General features: G+C 53.1%; 21 protein-coding genes. 12 read left to right on the top strand and 9 right to left on the bottom strand.

All coding sequences use genetic code 11. The features are described 5' to 3' along the window. Window positions 1–3 precede the first annotated feature (3 nt). The 4 genes from IPK01_03985 (at window position 4) to IPK01_03970 (ending at window position 7260) form a co-directional block, all read left to right on the top strand. A complete protein-coding gene (locus IPK01_03985) occupies window positions 4–2796 on the top strand; it encodes a protein kinase (protein MBK7932653.1) in 2793 nt (930 codons plus the stop codon). A gap of 131 nt (window positions 2797–2927) precedes the next feature. Next, on the top strand, window positions 2928–3488 hold the full coding sequence (locus IPK01_03980; GenBank protein ID MBK7932652.1) for a sigma-70 family RNA polymerase sigma factor: 561 nt from the start codon (window positions 2928–2930) through the stop codon (window positions 3486–3488). Beyond that, window positions 3485–4363, top strand: coding sequence for an anti-sigma factor (locus tag IPK01_03975; GenBank protein ID MBK7932651.1), 879 nt, complete (start codon window positions 3485–3487; stop codon window positions 4361–4363). The genes IPK01_03980 and IPK01_03975 overlap by 4 nt, the downstream gene beginning before the upstream one ends. Before the next feature lie 119 nt (window positions 4364–4482). Next, on the top strand, window positions 4483–7260 hold the full coding sequence (locus IPK01_03970; protein ID MBK7932650.1) for an insulinase family protein: 2778 nt from the start codon (window positions 4483–4485) through the stop codon (window positions 7258–7260). Between the two features lie 115 nt (window positions 7261–7375). Here IPK01_03970 and IPK01_03965 read toward each other — a convergent pair whose 3' ends face one another. Beyond that, on the bottom strand, window positions 7376–7882 hold the full coding sequence (locus IPK01_03965; GenBank protein ID MBK7932649.1) for an RICIN domain-containing protein: 507 nt from the start codon (window positions 7880–7882) through the stop codon (window positions 7376–7378). Between the two features lie 262 nt (window positions 7883–8144). On the opposite strand from IPK01_03965, the gene IPK01_03960 reads away from it, so the two are divergent. After that, on the top strand, window positions 8145–9221 hold the full coding sequence (locus IPK01_03960) for a class I fructose-bisphosphate aldolase (GenBank protein ID MBK7932648.1): 1077 nt from the start codon (window positions 8145–8147) through the stop codon (window positions 9219–9221). A 61-nt stretch (window positions 9222–9282) separates the two neighbouring features. Here the strand turns inward: IPK01_03960 and IPK01_03955 are convergent, their stop codons facing one another. Genes IPK01_03955 through IPK01_03945 form a run of 3 tightly spaced genes read right to left on the bottom strand, consistent with a single transcriptional unit; the run spans window position 9283 to window position 10708 of the window. Beyond that, complete coding sequence (locus tag IPK01_03955; protein MBK7932647.1) at window positions 9283–9975, bottom strand: MBL fold metallo-hydrolase; 693 nt, start codon at window positions 9973–9975, stop codon at window positions 9283–9285. Window positions 9976–9980: 5 nt separating this feature from the next. Further along, window positions 9981–10265 carry a hypothetical protein gene (locus IPK01_03950; GenBank protein ID MBK7932646.1) on the bottom strand — a complete coding sequence of 95 codons (285 nt, stop codon included), beginning with the start codon at window positions 10263–10265 and terminating at the stop codon, window positions 9981–9983. Beyond that, window positions 10262–10708 carry a GNAT family N-acetyltransferase gene (locus IPK01_03945; GenBank protein MBK7932645.1) on the bottom strand — a complete coding sequence of 149 codons (447 nt, stop codon included), beginning with the start codon at window positions 10706–10708 and terminating at the stop codon, window positions 10262–10264. The genes IPK01_03950 and IPK01_03945 overlap by 4 nt, the downstream gene beginning before the upstream one ends. 72 nt (window positions 10709–10780) lie before the next feature. Between IPK01_03945 and IPK01_03940 the strand changes: the two genes are divergently transcribed. Next, complete coding sequence (locus IPK01_03940; GenBank protein MBK7932644.1) at window positions 10781–11740, top strand: phosphoesterase; 960 nt, start codon at window positions 10781–10783, stop codon at window positions 11738–11740. A gap of 54 nt (window positions 11741–11794) precedes the next feature. Here IPK01_03940 and IPK01_03935 read toward each other — a convergent pair whose 3' ends face one another. Both IPK01_03935 and IPK01_03930 read right to left on the bottom strand, forming a co-directional pair. Then, entirely contained in the window at window positions 11795–12340 is a 546-nt protein-coding gene (locus IPK01_03935; GenBank protein MBK7932643.1) for a hypothetical protein, read from the bottom strand. A 146-nt stretch (window positions 12341–12486) separates the two neighbouring features. Continuing rightward, window positions 12487–14286, bottom strand: a complete 1800-nt coding sequence (locus IPK01_03930) for an amino acid permease (protein ID MBK7932642.1) — start codon at window positions 14284–14286, stop codon at window positions 12487–12489. A gap of 575 nt (window positions 14287–14861) precedes the next feature. Here IPK01_03930 and IPK01_03925 point away from each other — a divergent pair. From IPK01_03925 to IPK01_03905, 5 genes are all read left to right on the top strand, one after another. Beyond that, complete coding sequence (locus IPK01_03925) at window positions 14862–15245, top strand: hypothetical protein (GenBank protein MBK7932641.1); 384 nt, start codon at window positions 14862–14864, stop codon at window positions 15243–15245. A gap of 27 nt (window positions 15246–15272) precedes the next feature. After that, complete coding sequence (locus IPK01_03920) at window positions 15273–15779, top strand: hypothetical protein (GenBank protein ID MBK7932640.1); 507 nt, start codon at window positions 15273–15275, stop codon at window positions 15777–15779. After that, the gene (locus tag IPK01_03915) at window positions 15661–16341 is read left to right on the top strand and encodes a hypothetical protein (GenBank protein MBK7932639.1); all 681 of its coding nucleotides are present in this window, start codon (window positions 15661–15663) and stop codon (window positions 16339–16341) included. The genes IPK01_03920 and IPK01_03915 overlap by 119 nt, the downstream gene beginning before the upstream one ends. After that, window positions 16338–16967, top strand: a complete 630-nt coding sequence (gene terL, locus IPK01_03910) for a phage terminase large subunit (protein ID MBK7932638.1) — start codon at window positions 16338–16340, stop codon at window positions 16965–16967. Before IPK01_03915 ends, terL begins: the two co-directional genes overlap by 4 nt. Window positions 16968–17175: 208 nt before the next feature. Continuing rightward, window positions 17176–17448: a TMEM165/GDT1 family protein gene (locus IPK01_03905; protein ID MBK7932637.1), complete on the top strand. Its 273-nt coding sequence runs from the start codon at window positions 17176–17178 to the stop codon at window positions 17446–17448. Window positions 17449–17622: 174 nt separating this feature from the next. Here the strand turns inward: IPK01_03905 and IPK01_03900 are convergent, their stop codons facing one another. The 3 genes from IPK01_03900 to msrA all read right to left on the bottom strand — a co-directional run bounded on the left by IPK01_03900 (window position 17623) and on the right by msrA (window position 22582). Next, the gene (locus IPK01_03900) at window positions 17623–18909 is read right to left on the bottom strand and encodes a carboxypeptidase regulatory-like domain-containing protein (protein MBK7932636.1); all 1287 of its coding nucleotides are present in this window, start codon (window positions 18907–18909) and stop codon (window positions 17623–17625) included. Between the two features lie 267 nt (window positions 18910–19176). Beyond that, complete coding sequence (locus IPK01_03895) at window positions 19177–21864, bottom strand: carboxypeptidase regulatory-like domain-containing protein (protein ID MBK7932635.1); 2688 nt, start codon at window positions 21862–21864, stop codon at window positions 19177–19179. A gap of 175 nt (window positions 21865–22039) precedes the next feature. After that, window positions 22040–22582, bottom strand: a complete 543-nt coding sequence (gene msrA / locus IPK01_03890) for a peptide-methionine (S)-S-oxide reductase MsrA (GenBank protein MBK7932634.1) — start codon at window positions 22580–22582, stop codon at window positions 22040–22042. Between the two features lie 118 nt (window positions 22583–22700). On the opposite strand from msrA, the gene IPK01_03885 reads away from it, so the two are divergent. Continuing rightward, window positions 22701–24368 (top strand): hypothetical protein, encoded by a 1668-nt coding sequence (locus IPK01_03885; protein MBK7932633.1) that lies wholly within the window; start codon window positions 22701–22703, stop codon window positions 24366–24368. The last annotated feature ends 1 nt before the right edge of the window (window position 24369 follow it).

Here is a 24369-nt window from a genome sequence, read left to right as displayed (position 1 = left end):
TTTATGTCGGAAGATTGGCAAAAGGTCAAAGAAATCTTTCAAACCGCAGCGGCGATGGACACTTCTGCGCGGAACGAATTTCTCAAAAAAGCGACCATCGGCAACACGACTCTCCGTTCCGAGGTCGAGTCTTTGTTGAATTTTCACGATCGGTCTGACGACTTTATCGAAGAATCGGCGTTTGGTGTTGCCGCTGAGGTACTGATCCGAACCGACGAATGCTCGATGATCGGCAGGCGTATCGATTCATACAGCATAAAGCGAGAGATCGGACACGGCGGTATGGGCGCCGTGTATCTGGCCGAGCGCGACGACGGCGCGTTTGAACTGAAGGTCGCGCTCAAGATCGTCAAACGCGGAATGGACACCGACGCCATCCTGAAACGCTTTGTGATGGAGCGGCAGATACTTGCGGATCTCGAACATCCATTCATCGCGCACCTCGTCGACGGCGGCGTAACGGACGAAAACTTGCCGTTTTTGGTGATGGAATACGTCGATGGCGTGCGGATCGACGAGTTTTGCGAGACAAATGAGCTGTCGATCGACTCGCGTCTTGATCTGTTCATCAAGGTCTGTAACGCAGTAGAATTTGCCCATAAAAATGGCGTTGTCCATCGAGATCTTAAGCCCTCGAATATTCTCGTTACAGAAAACGGAACGCCGAAGCTGCTGGATTTTGGTATTGCTAAACTGCTTGCGACGGCAGGCGAGACGGCAACGCAATTTCAGATATTCACGCCCGAATACGCCTCTCCAGAGCAATTGCGTGGCGAATCGATCACGACCGCGACCGATATTTACGGCCTCGGCGTCCTGCTCTACGAATTATTGACGGGCGAAACTCCGTTCAAACCTGCAACCGACAATCCGCGTGAGGTCGAACGGCTGATTTGCGATTCACAGCCCCTGAGGCCGAGTGCGGTTTCGCTCAGCGGGCGAACGCGTCTTGGCTTGAATCGTGAAACTGCAGATGAGCAACGTAGTGTTTTTGAACGCACATTCGCGTCTGAGCTAAAAGGCGATCTGGACAATATCGTTCTCAAAGCCCTCGAAAAAGAGCCTGAGGACCGGTACTCATCGGCGGCTGAGTTTGCGAAGGACATCCGGCGACATCGCGAAGGCTTGCCGATAGCGGCGCGTCCGGCATCGATCGCGTATAGAGCAGCGAAATTACTCAAACGCAATCGAGCGTTGTCCTATGCATTAGGATCGCTGGCTCTGGTCATTTTGCTCGGTACGGGTGCTCTGTCCTGGCAGGCTGCAGCAAAACAGAGCGAGAAAGCAAAAGCCGAGCGTCGGATGAGTGATACTAGGGCGCTCGCCACTACTACACTTGAGCGTCAAGCCGAACTTGCAAAACTTTCCGGCACGATGGAGATCAGGAAAAAACTGATCGAGGATGCCATCGGCCAACTCGATTTGCTTTCGGCAGAATCGGGCGGCGATGGTTCACTTCAGACAGAGATCGCAGCGGCATATGTCCAGATGGGCGATATTCAAGGGCAGCCGTTTGCGGCGAATTTGGGTGATTCCGAGGCGGCAAAAAAGAGTTATGAAAAGGCCCGATCAACTCTCGAAGATCTTCGAAATTCAGGAAAAGGGAACGCCGATATCGACAAGTCGCTGAGTCTCGCTATCCAAGGCATCGGTAATATTGAGCTGCGGAAAGCTCGGCCGGAGCTTGCGATAGAACATCACCAACAGGCGTTGGAACTGAGGGAGAACTTATTGGCCAATGAGCCGGGCGACGTATTGATCCGGTCGCTCACGGCAGATTCGTATCTTAATCTCGCCGATGGATTCGCGGTGCTGGCGAATGTTAAACAGGACGATCCGACCTTTGACCAAAACAGCTCATGGAACGCGCGATTTGATGCCCAACAGAAAGCCCTACAAATCTACGAGCAGCTAAAGATCGAAAATCCGGGCGACGTCAAGGCAAACTTCGGGCTCGCAAAATCATTTCAGCGCATCGGGTACACCTATCAGCGGAAGGGCCAGATGGAGAACGAAACGCTGCCGGGATCAGGGGCCGCTTCTCTCAAACAAACACTCGCCTATTACGACCGCACAACCGCCATCCACAACGAAATCCTCGCCCTCGATCCGTCGAATGCAAAGGCTCTTCGGAATCGAGCTGACCAGTATCTGATGCGGGGCGAAGCGTATGCTTTTTCTAATCAAGACGCCGCGGCCATTGGGTCATATCAGCGATCGATCGAGATGTTCACCGAACTCTCTCTTCGTGAACCTGCAAATAACGAGCTAAAACGCGACCTTGTAAATGCATATGAATATACGGCCCGTCAACTCGTAAAGGTCGGCAGAGATCCAGACGCTATTGAGAAATACCGTCTAGCCTTCGATCTTTTACGACAGATCGTCGATGCCGACCCGGAAGTGACGATCGAGGAAGCCTATCTCGCGAACAATGGCACTCGCCAGGCCGAATTGTTTCAAAAGACCAATGACTGGCAGTCAGTTGCTGACGTCTATCAGGCCATCTTGCCGGCGTCGATGGCGTTTGCCGATTCGCCGAATGCGATGCCGCGATTTAAGGAGAATGTCGTCGGCTATATGCACGAGATCGCAAAGGCACACCGTAATGCCGCGAAACACGGAACCCACGAGACTAGGGAGAAGAATATCCGCGAATCACTCAAATGGCTGCAGGATATTCGCACTTTGCTGCAAAATGAAGCGGACCCGCAACGCATCTCCGAGAACTTCGCTGCATCAAAAATGTCGGCCGTCGATGCCGAGATCGCTGAATGTGAAGCCGCCCTGAAATGAATGCCGAATTCGCCCCTTTCTCTAGTTGAATCTAACCTCTGCAAATAATCGAATACTCAATTGACGGTCGCTGGTGATTTGGCAATCGCGAGTGAAATCGGTTAGCTTAGATATATCGAAACTGATTGATTGTGAGCCAGACCATTTTACAACGCATAGCTGCCGGCGATAAGTCCGCTGTCCAAGAGTGCCTAAGCACCTACAGCGGTCTAGTTTGGTCGATCGCGCGCAAATTGCTGCGTAATTCGGACGATGCCGAGGACGCAGTGCAGGAGATATTTGTCGATGTCTGGAAAAATGCCGGGCGTTTTGACGAAACTCAGGCATCGGAGACGACGTTTATTGCGATGATCGCCCGTCGGCGAGTAATAGACAGGATCCGCCATTCAACGCGGCGTATATCTGCCGACTCTCTGGATGATGTTCTGCTCGAACCGTTTACGCGATCCGATCAGACGATGCAGTTGAGCGTGGAGGCCAACGAAGCGGCCAAAGCGATGAGAACCCTCCGGCCCGAGCAGCAACAAGTGTTGCGGCTCTCTATAGTACAAGGAATGTCGCACCAAGAAATATCAGATGCAACAGGGATGCCGTTGGGGACAGTGAAAACGCATGCGCGTCGCGGTTTGACGCAGGTCAGAGAAGTGTTGGGGTTAGGAAACGCAGGAAACTTAAAGGAGGTCACAGTATGAACGAAGAAATACACGAAATATTGTTTGACCTCCTGACCAAACAGGCGACATATGGCCTCGATGCGTCGGAACAACAACAGCTCGAAGAATTGTCGGCCAACCTGAATTTCCGCACCGACGATTCGTTTGACATTGCCGCAGCAGCGATCGGCCTCGCCGATCTCGAGATCGAGCCGATGCCCGCACATCTAAATGCGAATATCCTCGCATCTGCAGACAGCTATTTTGCATCGGCCGAGTCGGCCGCAGGATCAACAGAGCGCGCAGTTGAAACGGCCGAAGCGGACGACATGCAGCCGACATTCGGATTTGAACCAAAACGTAGTTCGTTGAGCTCGTGGCTCGGTTGGGCGATAGCGGGAGCGGCGTGCATTGCTTTGGCATTCAATGTCTACACAACCAGATTCCAAGGGCCAACCGAGATCGTCAAAGGACCGACGCCGACCGTAACACCCGAAAAGCCAAGTCCCGCAAAGCTCTATGAAGAGATCGCCAGTATGCCGACGGCGATAAAGGCGAACTTTGGTGCCTTGCCGACGGCACCTGCCGATCTTAAGAATGTAGGCGGTGATGTCGTCTGGAGCGATGAAAGACAGGCCGGCTACATGAAGCTCCGCAATTTGCCTAAGAACGACAAGAACTTGTCGACCTATCAGCTTTGGGTGTTCGAGGAAAACCAGGGCGACAAGACCCCTATCGACGGCGGCACATTTGATGTGGACGCAGACGGCGATGTGATCATTCCGATCGATGCAAAGCTGAAGGCAAAGAATCCGGCGATGTTTGCTATCACGGTCGAGAAGCCCGGCGGTGTGGTCGTTTCAGATCGAAAGAAGATCGCAGCTCTCGCCAAGGTCGCCAAGACTGAAACCTAATTTCGCGGTCACGCGTAATAAAATCAAGCCTAGATGCGGTTGTTGAGCGTCTCGCAAAATGTGAGAGTCCGATGGCCTATTTCTGCACATATCAATAATCCAAATCAGAGGAGTTTCCGATGCGAATCAAACGTTTTTCTTTCCTATTTCTGATCCTTGCGATCGCAGCATCAAGCAGCACGTTTGCGCAGGTTAAATTACCGCCGGTCAATGTCAAAGAATACAAGTTGAAGAACGGCATGCGTGTGATCACGCACGTTGACCGTTCAACGCCTGTTGTTACGGTTGGAACCTGGTATCACGTCGGGTCCAAGAACGAGGTAGTAGGCCGTACCGGTTTTGCACATTTGTTCGAGCATATGATGTTCCAAGGCTCGAAAAACTATGATTCAGACTACTTTACACCTCTGCAAGAGGCAGGCGGTTCGATCAATGGAACCACGAACCAGGATCGAACCTGGTATTTCGAGACGGTGCCTAAGAACTTTCTTGAGCTTGCACTCTTTATGGAAGCTGACCGACTCGCCAATCTCCTGCCGGCAATGACGCAGGAGAAACTGGACAATCAGCGAGACGTCGTGAAAAATGAGCGCCGCCAGCGTGTCGATAATCAGGCATACGGAGCGTCGTTCGAAAAGATCGGCGAGATCATGTTCCCGAAAGGCCATCCCTATAACTGGACAACGATCGGATCGCTGGAAGATCTACAGGCCGCGTCGCTCGAAGACGTCAAAGACTTCTTCCGGCAGTATTACACTGCCCGCAATACGATCCTGGTGATCTCCGGCGACCTGGACGAAAAGCAGACCGAGAAATGGGTCAAGAAGTATTTTGGCCAAGTCGTCAAGGGTGACGAGATCAAACGTCCTAACCCGGAACAGCCTAAGCTCGAAAAGGAGATACGTGTCAGCGTTGACGACAGCCTTGCTCCGCTGCCGCGTCGGTATATGGTCTGGCATGGTGTCCGGCAATATGCTCCTGACGAGCCGGCCCTGGACATCCTTAGCAACATTCTCTCGTCCGGACGCGGTTCGCGCTTGCAGAGTAACCTGATCTATTCGAAAGAGCTGGCGCAGCAGGTATTTGCCAATAACGGAACAAATGAAATTGCAGGAACATTTCAAATTCAGGTGACCGCACGACCCGGAAAATCGCTTGATGATATCGAAAAGGAAATAAACGCTGAGATCGAACGAATCAAGAAAGATCCGCCGTCCGAAGAAGAGATGAACCGTTCGAAAAACTCGATCGAATCACAGACCATATTTGGACTGCAGACCGTGCTTGGCAAGGCTTCGCAGCTAACCAATTACGCCGGCTACGTTGGCCGTCCGAATTACTTTCAGGAAGACGTGGACCGCTATTCGAGAGTGACAGCGGCCGATGTTCAGCGGGCCGCAAACACCTATTTGACGGCAAATCGTTTGGTGATGACCTACAACCCTAAACGGGCGGAAGGGTCGCGTGCGAGCAGTGCGGCAAACCAACCGACCTCGGTTAAATCGGAGAAACGTGACCAGGCAAAGATCGATGCACAGGCCGCTCTGCTACCGAAGCCGGGCCCTGACCCGAAACTCTCTTTGCCGGCCATCGAAAAGACGAAATTGGCAAACGGCCTCGAGGTATGGATGGTAGAGCAGCGTGAACTTCCGATGGTCTCGATGAACCTGGTGTTCAAGACAGGTTCTTCGAACGAGCCTGACGGTAAGACCGGTGTTGCCGCAATTACCACATCACTCGTAGACGACGGCACTAAAACACGTACTGCGGTCGAGATCGCAAACCAACTGCAGTCGATCGGCGCCAATCTAAACGCCGGCGGGACTTGGGATTCCACGAACGTGTCGATGCAGACACTTACAAAGAACCTCGACAAAGCTCTCGAGATCTTTTCGGATGTTGTACAGAATCCGACATTCCCTGCGGCCGAATTTGAAAGCCTAAGGGCACGTTCGCTGGTTGGCCTGCGACAGCAGAGATCGAATCCGAATGCTATCGCCAACACGGTTTACAACAAGGTGCTGTATGGCGATCATCCTTATGGACGCGACAATAATGAAGCGACCCTCAAGGCCTTAAGCCGCGATGACGTCGTCAATTATTATCAGAACACGTTTCGTCCGGACAATGGGGTTTTGATCGTTGTCGGTGATTTTGATAAGGCGGCGATAAAGGCAAGTTTGGAAAGGTCATTTACCGGCTGGGTAAGCAGCGGAAAGGTGGGAGCAAAGGCACTACCGCAGGCCAGGATGCTCGACAAGACCGGCGTCTATATCGTCGATCGTCCAAATTCGGCACAATCGGTCGTCTCTGTCGGCCAGGTCGGTGTCGACCGAATGAATCCTGATTACATGCCGGTCGTGATGATGAACTCGATCCTCGGAGGAGCAATCACATCGCGAATTTCGATGAACCTTCGCGAAGACAAAGGCTACACTTACGGTGCGAACAGCGGCTTTCAGTTTCGACGCGGAGCCGGGCCGTTCCGTGCCGGCGGTGACATGCAGACCGCTGTGACAAAAGAATCTGTTTGGGAACTGATGAAAGAGCTGAACGGCATCCGCGGAGCGATACCGATCACGCAGAAGGAACTCGATTACAACAAACAGAGCCTGATCCGCCGTTATCCCGCCGGATTCGAAACCGTTGGTGCGATCTCAAACCAGCTCGCGAACCTGGTCGTGTACGGACTGCCCGATTCGTACTTTAACGATTACATTTCGATGGTGAACGCAGTTACGTTAGATGAGGTAAATCGCGTCGCGAATAAATACCTCGACCCGTCGAAAATGGCGATCGTCATCGTCGGTGACCGAAAAGTGATCGAACCGGGGCTGAAAGAACTCGGTTATCCGATCACTATTTTGGATACCGACGGTAATCCGGTCACGCAATAGGCCTGGTTAATGCAAAATACAGCAACGGCGCGGAACATAAAGTCTCCGCGCCGTTCCTTTTTGTGCCGCGTACGATTTCGTGATCGTTACCTGGCAATTCAATTCGTTTGACCGATCACTTTAGCGCCGTGATCTTCCAATACTGCCCCGTGACGTCCTCGGTCTTGGCTAATTGAATTTGGTTATTCTTTCCGTCATTGACAACATCCAGGGATTTTCCTTGGCCTTGCCACTTGGTGGTCAAGCGATAAAAACCGTCACCAAGCGAAGTGATCTTCCAATATTGGCCCGTGACATCATCGGTGGCCGCCAGCTGGAGTTTATTGTTCTTACCGTCATTTACAACATCCAACGATTTTCCACTCCCCATCCATTCGGTGGTCAGACGAAAATAACCGGTGTCGCCAATTGGTGTGATCTTCCAGGCCTGCCCTGAGACCTTAGCAGTCTTGGCTATTTGCAGCTGGTTATTAGTTCCATCGTTGACGACGTCCAACGACTTTCCGTTGCCGAGCCATTGGGTCGTCAAACGATAGTAGCCTTCACCAAATGTCTGCGAATAGATGCCTTGAGCCATCAACAGAAGACATATGACGAAGAGAATCCTAGATCCTGTTTTCATGTTTTTCTCCTCTCTCTGAAAATTGATCCACAACCTCAACACTGTGGAAATACTTCAAGTTGAAATGGCTGCTTCGTTGGAAAACTTAGCAAAACTAATCTAGGATTTCAACTCTACGTTCATACAAACCGTCTGCAACTATCAGCGGCTTGGACGAGATGCCCGGCCTTTTTTGTATTCGATGCGTTGGTTTGGCCTTGTGGTATAATTCTCAAAAAGCAGTTTGTTTTAACAAAACTTTAATTAAATTAGGAGATCAATAATGTCTGTTGACCATAGTAAAATTCAAGCGCTATTGGGCGATGAAGCCGACACGCTCTTGAACCACGTATCCACTACCATTCCAAAAGAGAATATTCATGTACCGGGCGGCGATTTTGTCGACCGTGTTTGGTCGCAGTCCGATCGGAATCCTCGCGTATTGAGATCACTTCAAACATTGCACGATCATGGCCGACTTGGCGGCACCGGTTATGTTTCGATCCTGCCGGTCGATCAGGGTATCGAGCATTCGGGCGGAGCGAGCTTTGCACCGAACCCGATGTATTTCGATCCGGAGAACATCGTCAAACTCGCGATCGAGGGCGGCTGCAATGGTGTCGCGTCGACCTACGGCGTACTTGGTTCGGTAGCACGTAAATATGCGCACAAGATACCGTTTATCGTTAAGATCAACCACAACGAATTGATGACGTATCCAAACCAGTTCGATCAGGTTATGTTCGGAACGGTCGAACAGGCACACAATATGGGCGCCATTGCGGTCGGAGCGACGATCTACTTTGGGAGCGATCAATCAACGCGTCAGATCACTGAGGTCGCGGAGGCATTTGCCTACGCACACGAACTCGGCATGGCGACGATCCTGTGGTGCTATCTGCGTAATTCGGCGTTCAAGACCTCCGAAGGCGATATGCATACGGCCGCTGATCTGACGGGACAGGCCAACCATCTCGGCGTAACGATCCAGGCGGATATTATCAAACAGAAACTGCCGGAACGTAACGGTGGTTATAACGCCCTTAATCAAAGCGGCAGCTACGGCAAAACGCACAAGAAGGTCTATTCTGAGCTTACAAGCGATAACCCGATCGATCTCGTGCGTTATCAAGTGGCGAATTGTTATATGGGACGTTGCGGCCTGATCAATTCGGGCGGCGAATCTAAAGGCGAAAGCGATCTCGCTGATGCGGTTCGTACCGCGGTTGTCAACAAACGCGGCGGCGGCACCGGCTTGATCTCGGGACGCAAAGCATTCCAGCGACCGATGGCCGAGGGCGTCGAATTGCTCAATGCTATTCAGAACGTTTATCTCGATAATGAGATAACGGTCGCATAGTTATTCGATTGAACGTGAGAAAAGAGGGGCGTGTTTTAACACGCCTCTCTTTGCATATTTGTTACATATATCGTCCGCGAGCGGGTTGATAGACGCCGGTAAGGAACGGATTAGATGTGCGTTCGCGGTCGACCGTGGTCTCGGGGCCATGGCCTGAATACACGACTGTTTCGTCGTCAAGCGTCATTATCTGTTCCGTGATCGACTTGATAAGTGTGTCGTAATCGCCGCCCGGCAAATCGGTCCTGCCGATCGAGCCCTGAAACAGGCAATCGCCAACGAACACCTGCTTTTCGGTTTCTTCAGCGAGTACGACATGGCCGCGAGTGTGGCCGGGACAATGTCGGACGGAGAAGCGTAGTTCACCAACGTCATACGTTTCGCCATGTTTCCAATTTCTGGTTAGTTTGGGCGGGGCGTCGTAGGCAAATCCTAGAGCAGCGAGCTGTGAGGCAGGCATTCCCATCATCAGAGGCTGTTGAGGAAGCCCGTAGTAGAGATCTTCGTCATCTATGTGCAGCAGGATTTCGGCATCGGGAAAGCTCTTTTTAAGGTCTGCTGTGCCGCCAATGTGATCGAGATGGCCGTGAGTCAGCGTTATCGCCTGGAGCGTCAGTCCGCGAGTATTGATGTAAGCAACCAGTTCATCAGACCGTTCGCCCGGATCGATACATATCGCTAGCTTCGTCTTTTGGCACGCAACGACCCGGGTGTTTTGCTGGAATGGTGTAAGTGGAAATTTCGCTACGATCATTTAGTTCAATTCGTCAATCTCAGGAGATATCCGTTGACCTCAAAAGTATCCTCCTTCCGCTCGTTCAATACAAAATGTATCGCATTGCGATAGGTGTCAGCATCTGGTTTGTTGTTGAAACACGGAGTCTCAACATCGCTGAGATTCAAATAACTGATCAGGCAGCTGAGAAGCATCCAAAGCAAGATCTCGTCGGGCGGACCGATCGGATTGTGTCTGATTATACTCTCGCGATCCTCATAAATTCCATCGCAGATGCGGGCGAATTCGGCTTCGCTGATAGTGGTCATAGCTCCTCGTGGTACATGAGGTAATGCGACTGTTCCATGCCGACCTTTTCGTAGACGCGTTGGGCGTGGACGTTTTCAGTTTCTACGTAAAGCCTAATTCCATATATATTTCCGGCCGCTATTGCTCTTTCCTTGACGAAATCATTTAGCTGACTATAGACTCGCTTTCCGCGTGCTTCAGGTCGTATGAATACGCTCTGTATCCACCACCACCATGCGTTGCGCCAGTCACTCCATTCATAAGTGACCATCAGGCCGCCTACAATGACACCACCATCCTCGGCAACGACATAGAAGCCCTTATTGGGGTCGTCAAAGACGGCTTTGACGGCGGTTTCGATGACGGTTTGATCGAGTGTTTTGCCCTCGGTCTCTAAGGCCATCGCCTGGTTAAATTCGACAAAATATTGTGCGTCCTCGCGGCGGGCGAGCCTGATATTCATATTCGATTCCTTGACGAAACGCGCTTCGTCCTCTAGCCTAAAATGTTTTGCGATACGCAATATTTGGATCTTATGAAACTCAGAATACTTTATCACGGCAATTGTTTTGACGGAGTGTCGTCAGCCGCGATCTTTACAAAATTCTATCGTGCCACCGTCGATCCGACCGCCGACGTTGCCTATACACCAACGATGCATCGTGCCGGTAATGCCTTTGACAAAGAGCAGTTTGACGGCGACGAGAATGCTATTGTTGATTTTAAATATTGCCCGGACGAGCGTTTAAATTGGTGGTTCGATCATCATCAATCGGCGTTTTTGACCAAGCCCGACGAGGAGCATTTTCTGGCCGATACGTCGGGCAAGAAGTTCCTCGATACGACGAGCAAGTCGTGTGCTGAGTTTATCGCACGTATCGCTAAGGAGAAGTTCGGGTTCGAGGACGAATCGCTTGCCGAACTAATCCATTGGGCGCATATCATTGACGGGGCGTTGTATGAATCGCCTGCTCAGTGTGTCGAGCTTCGATCGTCCGCACTAAAATTGATGCAGGTGATCGAGGGCGAAAAGGACCCGGCGTTCGTTGAGGAGATAATCAAGATGCTCACGAAAATGTCGCTGGATGACATAGTCGGGAGCGAGGCGATCCAAACCAAATTGACACCCATACTCGAACAGCACTGGAGCACGGTCGAGCTGGTCAAAAACCGTTCGACCGCTGAGCGGGGCGTTGTGCATTTTGACCTGACGGGCACTGGGGTAGAGGGTTACAACAAATTTATTCCGTACTATTTTCACCCTGAGGTTACGTACGTTGTTTCGTTGAGCCAGAGCTCTTTCCGGACCAAGATCTCGGTCGGTTCAAATCCGTGGGCGCCGCGTCCGAGGACGCATAACATCGCCGAGATCTGCGAACGCTACGGCGGCGGCGGGCACGCGGTGGTCGGTGCGGTGAGCCTCAAACCCGAAGATCTCGATCTCGGAAAAAAATACATGGCCGAGATCATCGAGGAATTGCAATTCGCCGACTAGCCAAATAAAAAAGGCGGCCCGAGAGCCGCCCTTTTTTATTTTATACTCAATCAACTACTGCTTTTTTGTGAATACCTTGGTCGAGGTGTCCATGCCGCCGTCGCGGTTCGGTCGCTGCGATTCGATCGAGAGCGTGCCGTCGGTGCCGAGCGACCATGTTTCGCTCGAAGTGCGGTCACCCATTGGCGTTGAGGTCGTTCGTGTGATCGCGATTTTTTGGCCGTCGAGTTTTGCCTTGGTCGAGACCTGCATGCTTCCCATTCCGGTCGTCACCTCCGACTTAACTTCTTTGCCGTCGAGCGTGTAGGTTGTTGAGCCGTCCGGACTTCCGCCGCCCATTCGGCCGCCTCCCGGAGGGCCTCCGGCCGGTGCACCGGCTGGCGGTTCATTGCGTACAGTTGCGGTCACGACCGTAATATCGGCCGCGGTTTGAGTCACGGTCAATGTTTGAGACTTGATACTGGCCTTTTCGCGGTCCGAGAGCTTAGATTTAGCGAGGTCGAGGTTCCAGGTGCCGCTGAAATTGGCGGTCTGTGCCGAGGCCGAGATCGCCATAACGAACAGCGAGAAAAAGGCTGCGAGAACGAGATTCTTCTTCATATAAATTGCTCCTAAACTAAACTAACAATGTGATATCCAATAGCTAAGACGCAAGTCTACCTCATTTGGTTTTGGTTAGTATGTAAAGAATTGTAATGCACCGCCGTCAGCCGCAGAGCAGCGGCTGACGGCGGTCGATAGATCGGCTATGCGGCCGGTTCGGCGTCTTCGGCGGCACGGTTGAGGCGGCTGTGCTTATTGCCGTAGAGAAAGTAGATGACCATACCGACGAGCAGCCAGGCACCGAAGCGGATCCAGTTCGTCACGCCGAGCTCGGTCATCAGATAGAGACATGAGAGCAGGCCGAGGATCGGTATCAGCGAGAGTTTCTTGGTCAGGCTGAGAAAGACCAGAACGACGGAAACGATGACAAAAAATATCATCGGTATCTTGTGCGAGAACGCACCGAGCATCGACTCGCCGTCCTTGGGAACGATCGTTATCAGATCGCTGTAAAACGTCGGGCTGAAATAATAGATGGTATAGCCGACGATGATCAGGATAACGGGCAAGAGAAACTGCGAATTGATGTACGGCACGAATCGGGTGCCGCTCTCCTTAAACTCTTTTTCCTTGAACAAAACACCTGCACAGACGACGACAAACGCAAAGAGCGTGCCGATGCTGGCAAGATCGGTGACCTCTGTCAGGTTCATGAACAGGGCGGGAATAGCGACAACGATGCCGGTAATGATGGTCGCGAACCACGGCGTGTTGAATTTCGGATGGATCGACGAAAAGATGCGCGGCAGCAGGCCGTCGCGGCTCATCGCCATCCACAGACGCGGCTGGCCGATCTGAAAGACGAGAAAGACCGTTGCCAGGGCGATCACGGCACTGACAGCGATGATGCCCGCGACCCACGGAATATTTGCACCTTCGGGGCCGAAGACGAAAGCGAGCGGATCGCCGACGTCGAGCTTGGTATAGCTGACCATGCCGGTCAGAACGAGGGCGATCGCAATGTAGAGTATCGTACAGATCACCAAGGAGAGGATCATCGCTATCGGCAGGTCACGCCGCGGATTCTTACATTCCTCGGCGGTCGTCGAGAGGGCGTCAAACCCGATGTATGCAAAAAATACGGCCGACACGCCCTTGAGCACGCCTTCGACACCGTTCGGTGCAAATGGCGACCAGTTGGCCGGATTGACGTAATTGAGGCCGAGGAAGATGACGAGCAGAATGATGGCGACCTTGAGAACGGTCATTATGTTCGACGCAAATTTTGATTCTCGAATGCCGATATATACGAGGCTGGTGATCAGGACAACGATCATCGATGCCGGCAGGTCGGCGACAATCGGCATCGAACCGATGTGCGGGGCATTGAGCCAGGCGGAATAGCCGTCCATTTGGGCACAGCTTACGACGGCGTCCTTGGCGTCACAGGCGGCTGTCAGAGCCTCGGCAGTAGCACCGCCGGTGATGGCCTCGGTCGCGGCAGCGTAACCGCGTTTTGCGGTCAGGAAATCCATCGTGAAATGCAGCGGAATCTCGATGCCGTAACCTTTCATGAGGCCCGTAAAATAATCGCTCCACGAGATGGCGACGGCGATGTTTCCGATGGCGTATTCGACGATCAGGTCCCAGCCGATTATCCAGGCGATAAACTCGCCCATAGATGCATATGCGTAGGTATATGCCGAGCCCGCGACCGGGATCCGTGAGGCGAATTCGGCATAGCAAAGTGCCGAGAAAGCACACGCAGTGGCCGTAAAGACAAACAGCAGAGCGACCGCGGGGCCGCCGTTGTACGAGGCCTTGCCGACCATGGCAAAGATGCCGGCACCGATGATGGCGGCGATGCCCATGAGCGTCAGGTCAAAAACGCCGAGGGTGCGGCGGAGCGTTCCGGCCTGTGCATGGGCCTGTGCATGTTCGGTCAAGCCGACGGCGGCATCGGCCTGAATTTGTGAGATCGACTTGGTCCTGAATAGATTCATAACGGTCCTCGCTGCCTTAAATTTTGCTAGTGCTAACTTGTCTAAACGGTTGGGTTACCGCGAATTTTGAACCAAATCAGGAAAAGATGCAAGGCGTGAAGAAGACGGACGACGGGAGACCGGAGGCCGGAGGCGGATCTGCTTGAACGTGCGACAGTCTTGAGATCATTTGCGACAACTATTTCGATGGTCTGCGACAACGCAAAAGTGCATCAGCGACAATCCGAAACCGGTCTGTGACAATTGGTTTTTTGCCGATCTTTACCTCTCGTCAAGAGTATCGTGTCCAAAAAAAGGTATTTTCCCATCGCTTTCCAGCGATCAACGGCTTTCCAATTTTCCCATTTTTTCGCCCATCATTTTTGGCATCTGCTAACCGGCTCAGCCCGTCTGCACGCTCTGCGTTATACGACAAAGCCTGCAAAGTACGTCAAAACCTGCATTTTGATACAAAACCTGCAAAGTACGTCAAAGCGCGAAAAGTCGGCTTTAAATTGGTAGTCGAAATGCGCCAACGTTTATTTACGGGCATTTTTCGCCCGCAGATCTTTTGTTTGAAAATGAGGGACCAAATTATGGAAGAAGAATGGGAAGAGTTCGAATACGGGCCGCGCACAGACTACGGCGAATTGCGCGTGACGATGAGCCGTGTCGGGCAGATATCTCTTGGGGCGAAGGCGATGAAAGATCTGGGCGATCCGAACGCCGCGATGCTGTTGTATAAGCGGAAAGAACGAATGATCGGCGTTCGGCCGGTGCATCCGCGACATCCAAAGGCGATCCCGTTCAGGTCGAATTTTCGAGACAAGTACCGTTTATTGCGAGCGAACCGATTCTGTAAACGCTACGGCATCGAGATCGAGCGGACGTTGATGTTCAACACACCGGTCATCGAGGACGGCTTGTTGATGCTGGACCTAAAGGCTGTCACATACATCGGGCGAAAACGCCAAGGCTGAAACATAGCGGCATGGCCGCGAGGAGTTATGCGAGAAGATATTCCACAAAAAATGATAGATGACGCCTGCGAGAGCTATTTGAAGCACGGCGGGCTGCAACACGAACAGATCGAATGCGAGGTAAGGGCAAGAGGCTGGCGGTTTCACCGGAACATGCTCTACAGGCGAAGCACTTCTTCAGGCCCAAGGTCGGCGTGGCCGGAGCGGTATGGTTGGGACGCAATGTTGACGCCTGAGCAGCGGGTACGTCTCGAACAGGTCCGGAGCCGACGGGCAGCCGGCGAACGAGCAAAATTTCCGGGCTGGCTAAGAGCGGAGTTTCCGGAGTGGAAATGGGCGTGGCCGTTTCAGCGGCATATTTATAAACGCCTGGCGAGTGTGACCGCGGGGGGAAACGAAGCGGCTGATGATATTTATGCCGCCGCGGCATGGCAAGAGCGAGATGGTGACGATCAGGTATACAGCATGGCGGCTGCTGAGAGATCTGAGGCTGAACGTGATCTTGGGCAGTTACAATCAACGTTTAGCCGATAAGTTTTCGCGGAAGATCAAAAGAATCGTCGCTCAGAGTGCAAGCTTTAGCTTGTTTTCGGCGACGGATGAAGCGGGAGGAAAGAGTAAGAGACAAGCTAAAGCTTGCACTCTGAACACTGCTTCGGAGTGGGAAACGCGGGGCGGCGGCGTTGTGCGGTCGGTTGGCGTGGGAGGCGGGATCGCGGGGTTTGGTGCCGGGCTGGTCGTGATCGACGATCCGGTGAGGAACAGGGCCGATGCCGAGAGCGAAGTGTTTCGAAGCCGCGTTTGGGATTGGTTCAACGACGATATTTACACGCGTTTAGAGCCCGACGCGGCCATCATCCTTATTCAGACGCGTTGGCATGAGGACGATCTGGCCGGAAGGCTGCTGAAAGAGATGGAGGACGGCGGGGAGAAGCGGGAAGTGGTCTCGCTTCCGGCGATAGCCGAAAGCGAAATTGATAATGGAGAATTGACAATGAAGAGCAGATTCTCAATTCTCCACTTTCAATTATCAATTCGTCCGATCCGCTTGGCCGTAAGCCGGGGAAGGCGTTGTGTCCGGAGAGGTATGACGTGAAGGCTCTTAAGCGAATAAAGCGGAAGCTCGGGTCTTATTCGTTCTCGGCACTATATCAGCAATCGCCTGCTCCGGCGGAGGGCGGGCGGTTCAAACGGGAATGGTTTCGGAATATCGTGGACGAAGCTCCGCCGAATCTGCGTTGGAAACGCGGTTATGACCTGGCGGTCTCGACGCGGACCTCGGCAGATTACACAGCGTCGTTTCGGTGTGCAAAGGACAAGCTCGGCAACCTATACATCGCCGACGGTATGCGGGCTCGGATCGAATATCCTGAGCAGCGGCGTTATGCGATCGAGCGGATGCGTGACGAACGCAGTACCGAACACGGCATCGAATCGGCATTGCACGGAGCGGCTTTTGTGCAGGACATCAGGCGTGACATGCGGTTCGGGCATATCGCACTGCGGAAGGTCAAGGTTGATGTAGACAAGCTGACACGAGCGCTCGCTTGGTTAAATCTGGCCGAAGAGGGCAAGGTCTACCTTGTTCGCGGGCCGTGGATCGACGAATTTGTCGACGAGGTCGCACGCTTCCCGACCGGCCGCCACGACGATCAGGTCGATGCCGTCTCGCTGGCCGTAAATATGCTCTCGCAGCCGAGTAAGAAGGCGTTTGGGTTTTGAGGAAGACTCGAGGATCTTTTGAAGGTTAACGACGCCGGAGGCGTCGTATGTTTATAGAATCCGAGGTTATGAAGAAACATTCGACCCCGGCCGGGGTCGCACCATTCTTCGCGCATTTTCTAGCTATAAACATTTGATGCCGCCGGGATCGAGCTATAAATTGCAGATGCTTTTTCAAACTCACCCTTTTGTGCTTTAAACTGTGAAAATGGACTGGAAAATATTTGGGACGGCATTTTTGACTTTGTTTTTGGCTGAGCTGGGTGACAAGACGCAGCTTGCGGTGATCACGATGACGGCGAGTACCGAGTCGAAGATCTCCGTTTTTCTCGGGGCGAGCCTTGCACTGATCACGGTGACGCTGCTCGGCGTGCTGTTCGGCGGTGTCCTCAGCCAGTGGGTTCCCGTCGAGTGGCTGCAGCGGATCGTCGCAGTGGCGTTCATCGTCATCGGTGTGCTGATGTTATTTGGGAAGTTGTAACAGACGAACCACCCCGTCACCGAGGCGGTGCCACCCCCCTCGTTCTGGCACAAACGACGTGCCAGTGTTGCGCATAGCACCGCAACCGTTCCAAGGAGGGGAGTTTTGGTAACAAAAAAAGGGCTGCCGAACGCTCGGCAGCCCCGCATATAGGACAGTTTTTGCCTGGAAAAATTACTCGTTCGAGACCCAATCAAAGTCTGCCAGATCCTCGTTCAGGCTGACAATGCGGGTGGACGGGCTAAAGGTGTAGCTCTTCGACGTCAGGCTTACCAAGACGGTCTGGCCTGCCGGGATGTCTTCGAAACGGTAGTAGCCGAACGAACCGGTCTTTGTGAGGTGGACGGTTCCGTCCGCCTCGATGAGCGCGACCTGGACATTTCGGATGCCATTGCCCGCAGCGAGCGAGACGCGGCCCGAAACATATGCACCTGCCGCCGACGGCGGATTGGTGATCGACGCGATCACGAACGTTGACGAAAAGTCGCTATTGTAGTGATAGCTGCTGCCTGAGAAGTCATAGATCAGCGTGTTGAGCGTACTTGCCGTTCCGGCACCCGACAGGACCTTTACGGTGTAGGTAATAGATACGGTACCGCCCGCTTTGTTTCCGGTAGGCACATTCGCCGGGCCGATGCACGATCGGTAATCGGGGCTGGTCGGAACCGGATCCCAGCCGCAGGCATCCTCGTAGAGCTTGGTGCCCGTGTAGCCCGCCGGTGCTGTGTAGGTCGATGTTACGCCCAGCGTCTGAAAGATCACGTTGGGCAGATTGATAAAACTCTCGATCTGCTCGTAACCATTGGTAGCGGTCGAGGCGTTGAGCTCGATCGTGTAGGTGTTGCCGACGACCATGTTCATCGTGCCGCCGAAAGGTATGGTGGCGCCGTTGAGTTTGATCGAGTTGACGCTGTTTCTGTTCTGCGAGACCAGCTTTTCGACAAAGATCTCGCGAGGCGTCGGCGTGCTGATGACGCCGAGCGTATCGGCAGTGGCCGTGATGTGAAATCCGCGGGTCGTGTTGTATGCTGCGGCGTTTCGCGTGATCTCGATCTCGTAATAAAAATCGGTACATGACCCCGCCGCCAGCGATGCCAGGGCGAGCGACGAACTCGAACCGGTCCGCAGATTTATCAAAGCGTTTGCCGTGTCCCAGACGAACGTCGAGGCGACATTCACCGCGGGATCACCGCCGGTATTGCAGACACGGGCACCGACCGGGAAATGGTTCGGGCCCACTGTCAAATTGTTGCTGTCGAGCCCGACGACGCCCCATGTGATCGGTGTGATCGTAAGTACCGGAACGAGTTCTGCACTTTCCGTTTTGGCTCCGTCCATAGGCAATTCCTGCTCCTGAACTTTTGAACGAAGATCCTGCCCGAAAGCAGCGGATATCAGCAGCACTAGGGTAAAAAAGGATGTCGCAACCTTGCGGCTGATTACAGAGATAGAGTTGGTCATAATATTTAATGCAGTTGTGCTATTTCAAAAACCAACGAAATAGCAGCCGTTAGATCTGATATTGTCTGAAATTGAGAGGAGGGTTTGGCGAGGACGAACGCGGCCTGGGATCATCGGCCTATCCATCGTTCCAATTAATAGGTTAACAGGGCGAACTATTTGGTGTCAATCGCAATTTAACGCCGCGATCTGTGATCGAACTCCAAAAAAGTGAGGCCGCCGAACGCTCGGCAGCCCCGCATATAGGACAGTTTTTGCCTGGAAAAATTATTCGTCCGAGACCCAATCATAGTCGGCCAGATCTTCGTTCAGGCTGACAATGCGTGTGGACGGGTTGAATGTGTAGCGTTTCGCCGCGACGCTGACTATGACGGTCTGGCCGGCGGGGATGTCTTCGAAACGGTAGTAACCGAACGAGCCGGTCTTGGTAACGTGCAGCGTTCCGTCGGCCTCGACGAGGGCGACCTGAACATTGCGGATGCCATTTCCCGCCGCGAGCGAAACTCTGCCCGAAACGTAAACACCTGATGCTGATGCCGGAATGTAGAAACCTGTGTCGAATGTGTGGTTGTTCGATCCGGGGCCGCCGGTCGTGACATTGATGACAGGAAAATTGCCGTTGGGCGAGCCCGTCGGATTGATAACCTGGGCCGCGTCCGAATCGGACGAATCATCATCGCCCAATTGCGACGTGACATTGGCAGCCGTCAGCGTCAGGCCGTTGAGCGGGCCGCCGGTGAGGTAATCGGCAATACGGTCAAAACGGATCTGATACGCGGTACTGAAACCGATCCCGCCGTTGACCTGGCCGATGTTGTCGCCGGTGTTGCCGTCCGCCGCGGTGCTGCCGACGAAGTAGTATTCGCCGTTGGCATCGGTCACGGCCGTGCCGACCACGACGTTAGAGGCATTGAACAAACGGACCTGCACACCCGCGATTCCCGGTTCGCCCGGATCCTGAACGCCGTTGTTATTGTTGTCACGCCAGACGCGGTTGCCGATCTCGATGGGTGCTGCCGAGCACAACGCCGACATCGTTCCGAGGCCGTTCGCCTTGCCAAAATCAGGCTGGCCAACGCCGCCGAGTCCGTTGTAGATACGATAGGCACGCTCAGCGTTGCCGGTGTTGTTGTTGAAATAGCGGAGCCCGCCGTCGAATGTTGCACCGTTGTCGATGATTCGACTGATCGGGTCGAGGAGCGTTGTGACCACGTGCTGACGGCCGGGAAGGTACATCAGCGAGCCCCATGTCACTTCGTCGTGATAGTTCGCTCCGTTCGGAGTCAAACAAAAATCGTCATTGTGATAAAACTCGCCGTTGCCCGGGCCTTGGCCGGTGTTTTGCGGAGCCGAGCCGGTCCCGCCGCAGCGGCCGTTCGATTCGAGCGTCCATGAGCCGAATGTGCCGCATGCACGAAGCGTGTCGCCGGCGGTTCGCTTATCATCCGGACCCGCGTCGAGCGACGAATCGCCCGTACGGTCGCGAATGCCCATGATCAGATTACCGTTCTCAAATTCGATGCTCGTGAACATCGGCTGCGGATATGCGAAGTTCGCCTGGATCGTTGTCACCCAAGGTCGCCACTCGGCTGCCTCGCCCGGATCGGCAAAACCGCGGCTGTAATTAAGCTGTGTGCTGAATACAGGCGTCGATGTGATTGCAAGCGTGGCCGGATCGACCTGGAAAACGTAAGCGTAGAGGTTTGCCGCGTTCTGATTTGTCTCAGCCGTACAAAGTACGCCGATGTAAACGCTGCCGCGATAATATTTGACCGCGAACGGGCGCTTGTTCGTGTTGCCCGAACCTGTCGAACAATTGGTCGCTGAGCCTGCCGGAGTCGGCAATGTCAGGGTCGTGACCGAGACGCTGTTGCCGAGGCTTGCTCCCGTGGTCGGATTGAGTGCGTAGAGGCTGCGGTCCTGGAGGTTCATTACGAAAAGGCGGCTGTTGTCGTCGGCGATGTCCATGCCGCCGATGCCGCTCTTGCCGACGCCGTTCCAGCCGGTGTCACCGTTGTCCGCGCCGTAGTCGAGTACGTCGTGGTTGTTTGTGGTGGCATTCGGCAGCGTAAATGTGGCCGTGACGGCGCTCGTTGCCGGGTTGATGACATATATCGCTCCGGGATCGTCCGACGTGTTGAGCGTACCATCGGCACCGGGGCCGAAGCCCGAATGCTTTTTAAAGTACGAAGCCGCGTAGATGCGATTTGTCGAGCTGTTGTAGGAGATCGAATAGATCGTGCCGACCGTGGCGGCCGTCGTCGTCAGAGAATGGGTCAGCGGATTATCGTAATTTGCGATCGTCGTATCGGTGTAGGTCGTGCCCGCATTGTAGGGGAAATCGTAGAGGACCGCGTTGGCGCTGTATTGGCCGTTCGAGGCTCCCTGAGCGTAACGTGAAACAACGACGGTCGGGTTGTTCTGGCAATAGTCCTCAGCTCGGGTGAGAGCCAGATTGACGTTAGAGGTATTCAGATCATTGACAAACTGCACGGTCGAGCCCGAATCGGCCGCCGAACCGCCGAGCACTGAATCAGTGCTGCGTGCCGACGGTGTGTGTCCGGCGGGCAGTGTTGTGAATTCGATCCGGTAAGGGCCGGTTCCTGTCGCGGCGAGCGAGAACGTGCCGTTCGCGGCCGACGTTGTCGAACCCCGTGCAACTCCATTCTGATCAAAGGCCGAGACTGTCACTCCGGCGACGCCGACGTCGATCGAATTGAGCCCTGCCGTCGTGTCGTAAGCACCGTTGCCGTTGAAATCCTGATAAACACGGCCTGAGATCGTTCCTGCCTCGGGAGCCAGATCATCGATCATTACCCGCGAATATTCATCACCGGCAAGTTCGAACTTCTGTGCATGTGACGTTGTCTGCCACATGATCGCGGTTGCCGAAAGAAACAACGCAAATAGGAATAGAGCGGCCAGGTGCCGTGAATTACCAAACAAATTGGACATAGTCGTTGTTAAACCTCTAAGAAAAGGATATGGGTAAGACGTGGAAAGGAAATGCGGAAAGGGAGATCAGTGTGAGGCGGACATAGCTCATCACCGAAATGACAAGCTTGCCATAATCAACATAACAAAAAACGGCGAGGTGTGTCAAACAGTTTTTGCACTGTTTAACGTATTGTTATTTTCGTTTTAGACGTGCGGTGAACTTTTGTCTGAACTTAGCGACCTTTGGCGCGACGACGGCGGCGCAGTATGGCTGGTTTGGGTTGTTGGCGAAATATTCCTGGTGATAATCTTCGGCAGGCCAGAATTTGTCGAACGCGGTGACCTCGGTGACAATAGGAGCGTCATAAACGCCCTCGGCGGTGATCTCGGCGATGACCTCGTGGGCGACGCGCTTTTGTTCGTCCGAATGATAAAAGATCGCGGAGCGGTAGGACGTACCGATGTCGCCGCCCTGGCGGTTTAAGGTCGTCGGGTCGTGAACGGTGAAATATACCTGCAGCAGCTCTTTGAAACTTAACTGCGTCGGGTCGAACGTTATCTGTACGACCTCGGCGTGGCCGGTCGTCTCGCTGCACACCTGCTGATAGGTCGGATTCCCAGTATGCCCGCCGCTGTAGCCCGAAACGACGTCTTCGACCCCGACCAGATCGTCAAATACCGCCTCGACACACCAAAAACATCCTGCGGCTAGTGTTGCTGTTTCAAGAGTCTCCATGATCCTCATGATAGCAATTATTCGTCGGGAAAACATAAATCGCCGTTAGTATTGACTCAGTTTCGTCGAGAAAATTTATCTTTTATATTTCGGAAAACTGATATAGAATTCTGCGATCATGAGAAAGAAAGTAAACGGTTTTGTTTCTGTTCGTGCGATCAGCGGAACGCATGTTGTTTTCTTAGCCTTTGATATGAAGGAGGCCGATACTGCCGGATTGATGGGTTTTGCGATCCAACGAACGGACCTGACGGATGATGAAACTGTATGGCTTAGAGGTAACAAGACCTTCGCGGCCGTTAGAGAATCAACCGGTATCGAAGATGCGAATAGTCATGAACATCCGTTTCAGATGTTTCAGTGGGCCGACTATGCGGCAAAGCCCGGCTATAGATACCGTTATCGTGTGGTCCCGATGTTCGGGACGCCGGGTAACCTTACAGACGGTGCGGCAACGTCGGTCACAATCGACACCGAACCGCTGACCACCGGCACACATGACGTTCACTTTAATCGCGGAGCGATCTCGTCGCAGGCATTTAGCCGACGGTTTCCCGGAATGACTCTCGACGACGCGGGTGATCCCGGCTACGAGTGGCTCGCACGCGACCTGCTGCCGGCTATGTTGAAGTTCATTGCGCAGGCCAATGACAATACATTCTCGTTACACGCAGCCATATACGAATTGAAATGGCCATCCGTTCTCCAGGCATTTAAGGCCGCAAAACAATCCGGTGCCGATGTAAAGATAATTTATGATTCAAATGGCGAAACCGGAGCCGGAAATGACACTTTCATCGACGACGAACACATAGGCATACGCAATATTTGTATTCGACGTACGAATGCAAAGCTCATGCACAACAAGTTCATCGTTCTCAGCAAAAATGGACAACCGATCGCTGTTTGGACAGGATCGACGAACGTTAGCCGAAACGCCCTTCACGGACAATTGAATGTCGGACACGTGGTGCGGGACCCGAACATTGCAAATGCCTATCTGGGATATTGGAAAGCGTTGGAGGGCGACCCGGACGATGAGACGCTGAAGGACTGGTGCGAGACGAACAATCATCTGCCGCCGCCGAATGAAAATGATGCGATATTGCCGATATTTTCACCGCATCGAGGGCGAAGCATATTCGATTGGTGGATCAACCTCTCAAATAGCCAGAACAAACCTCTGTTCATGACCTTTCCATTTGGAATTGTGAAGGATTTCAGGCCTGTTTTTGAGACAAATGACGGCGTTCTTCGTTTTGCCCTGCTGGACAAGTATGTGAACGGCGGAAATGCACAGAGCCGAAAAATTGCGATCGATCAGATCGAGAAACTTCGTCGGCTCCCAAATATCGGACTCGCCCTGGGGAATCGAATCTTGGTTGACTGGATAGATGGTTGGTTAAAAGAGGGGACGCCGATCGGCGTTAACGTAAATTGGGTTCACACAAAATTTATGCTGATCGATCCATTGGGATCGAAACCGGTAACGATGACAGGCTCTGCTAATTGGAGTGAACCCAGCGTTAACGAGAATGATGAGAATATGTTGATCATCCGGGGCGACAAGCGAGTGGCTGATATCTACTTTGGCGAATTTATGCGTATTTTCGCGCATCATCGATTTAGGGAGTCGGTAAAGAAACATATCGAGCAGAACGGTACCGCGGCATTTAATACCTGGAAACCACAGGACCTATTCGAAGACCCGACAAAATGGGTTCCTAAGAATTACAAGTCCGGTTCGGAATATGAGATCAAACGAAAGTACTTTGCAGACTCTTAAA

This window comes from Acidobacteriota bacterium, from assembly GCA_016713675.1.
Classification (GTDB): domain Bacteria; phylum Acidobacteriota; class Blastocatellia; order Pyrinomonadales; family Pyrinomonadaceae; genus OLB17.
This window is presented reverse-complemented; position numbering and strand designations above follow the sequence as displayed.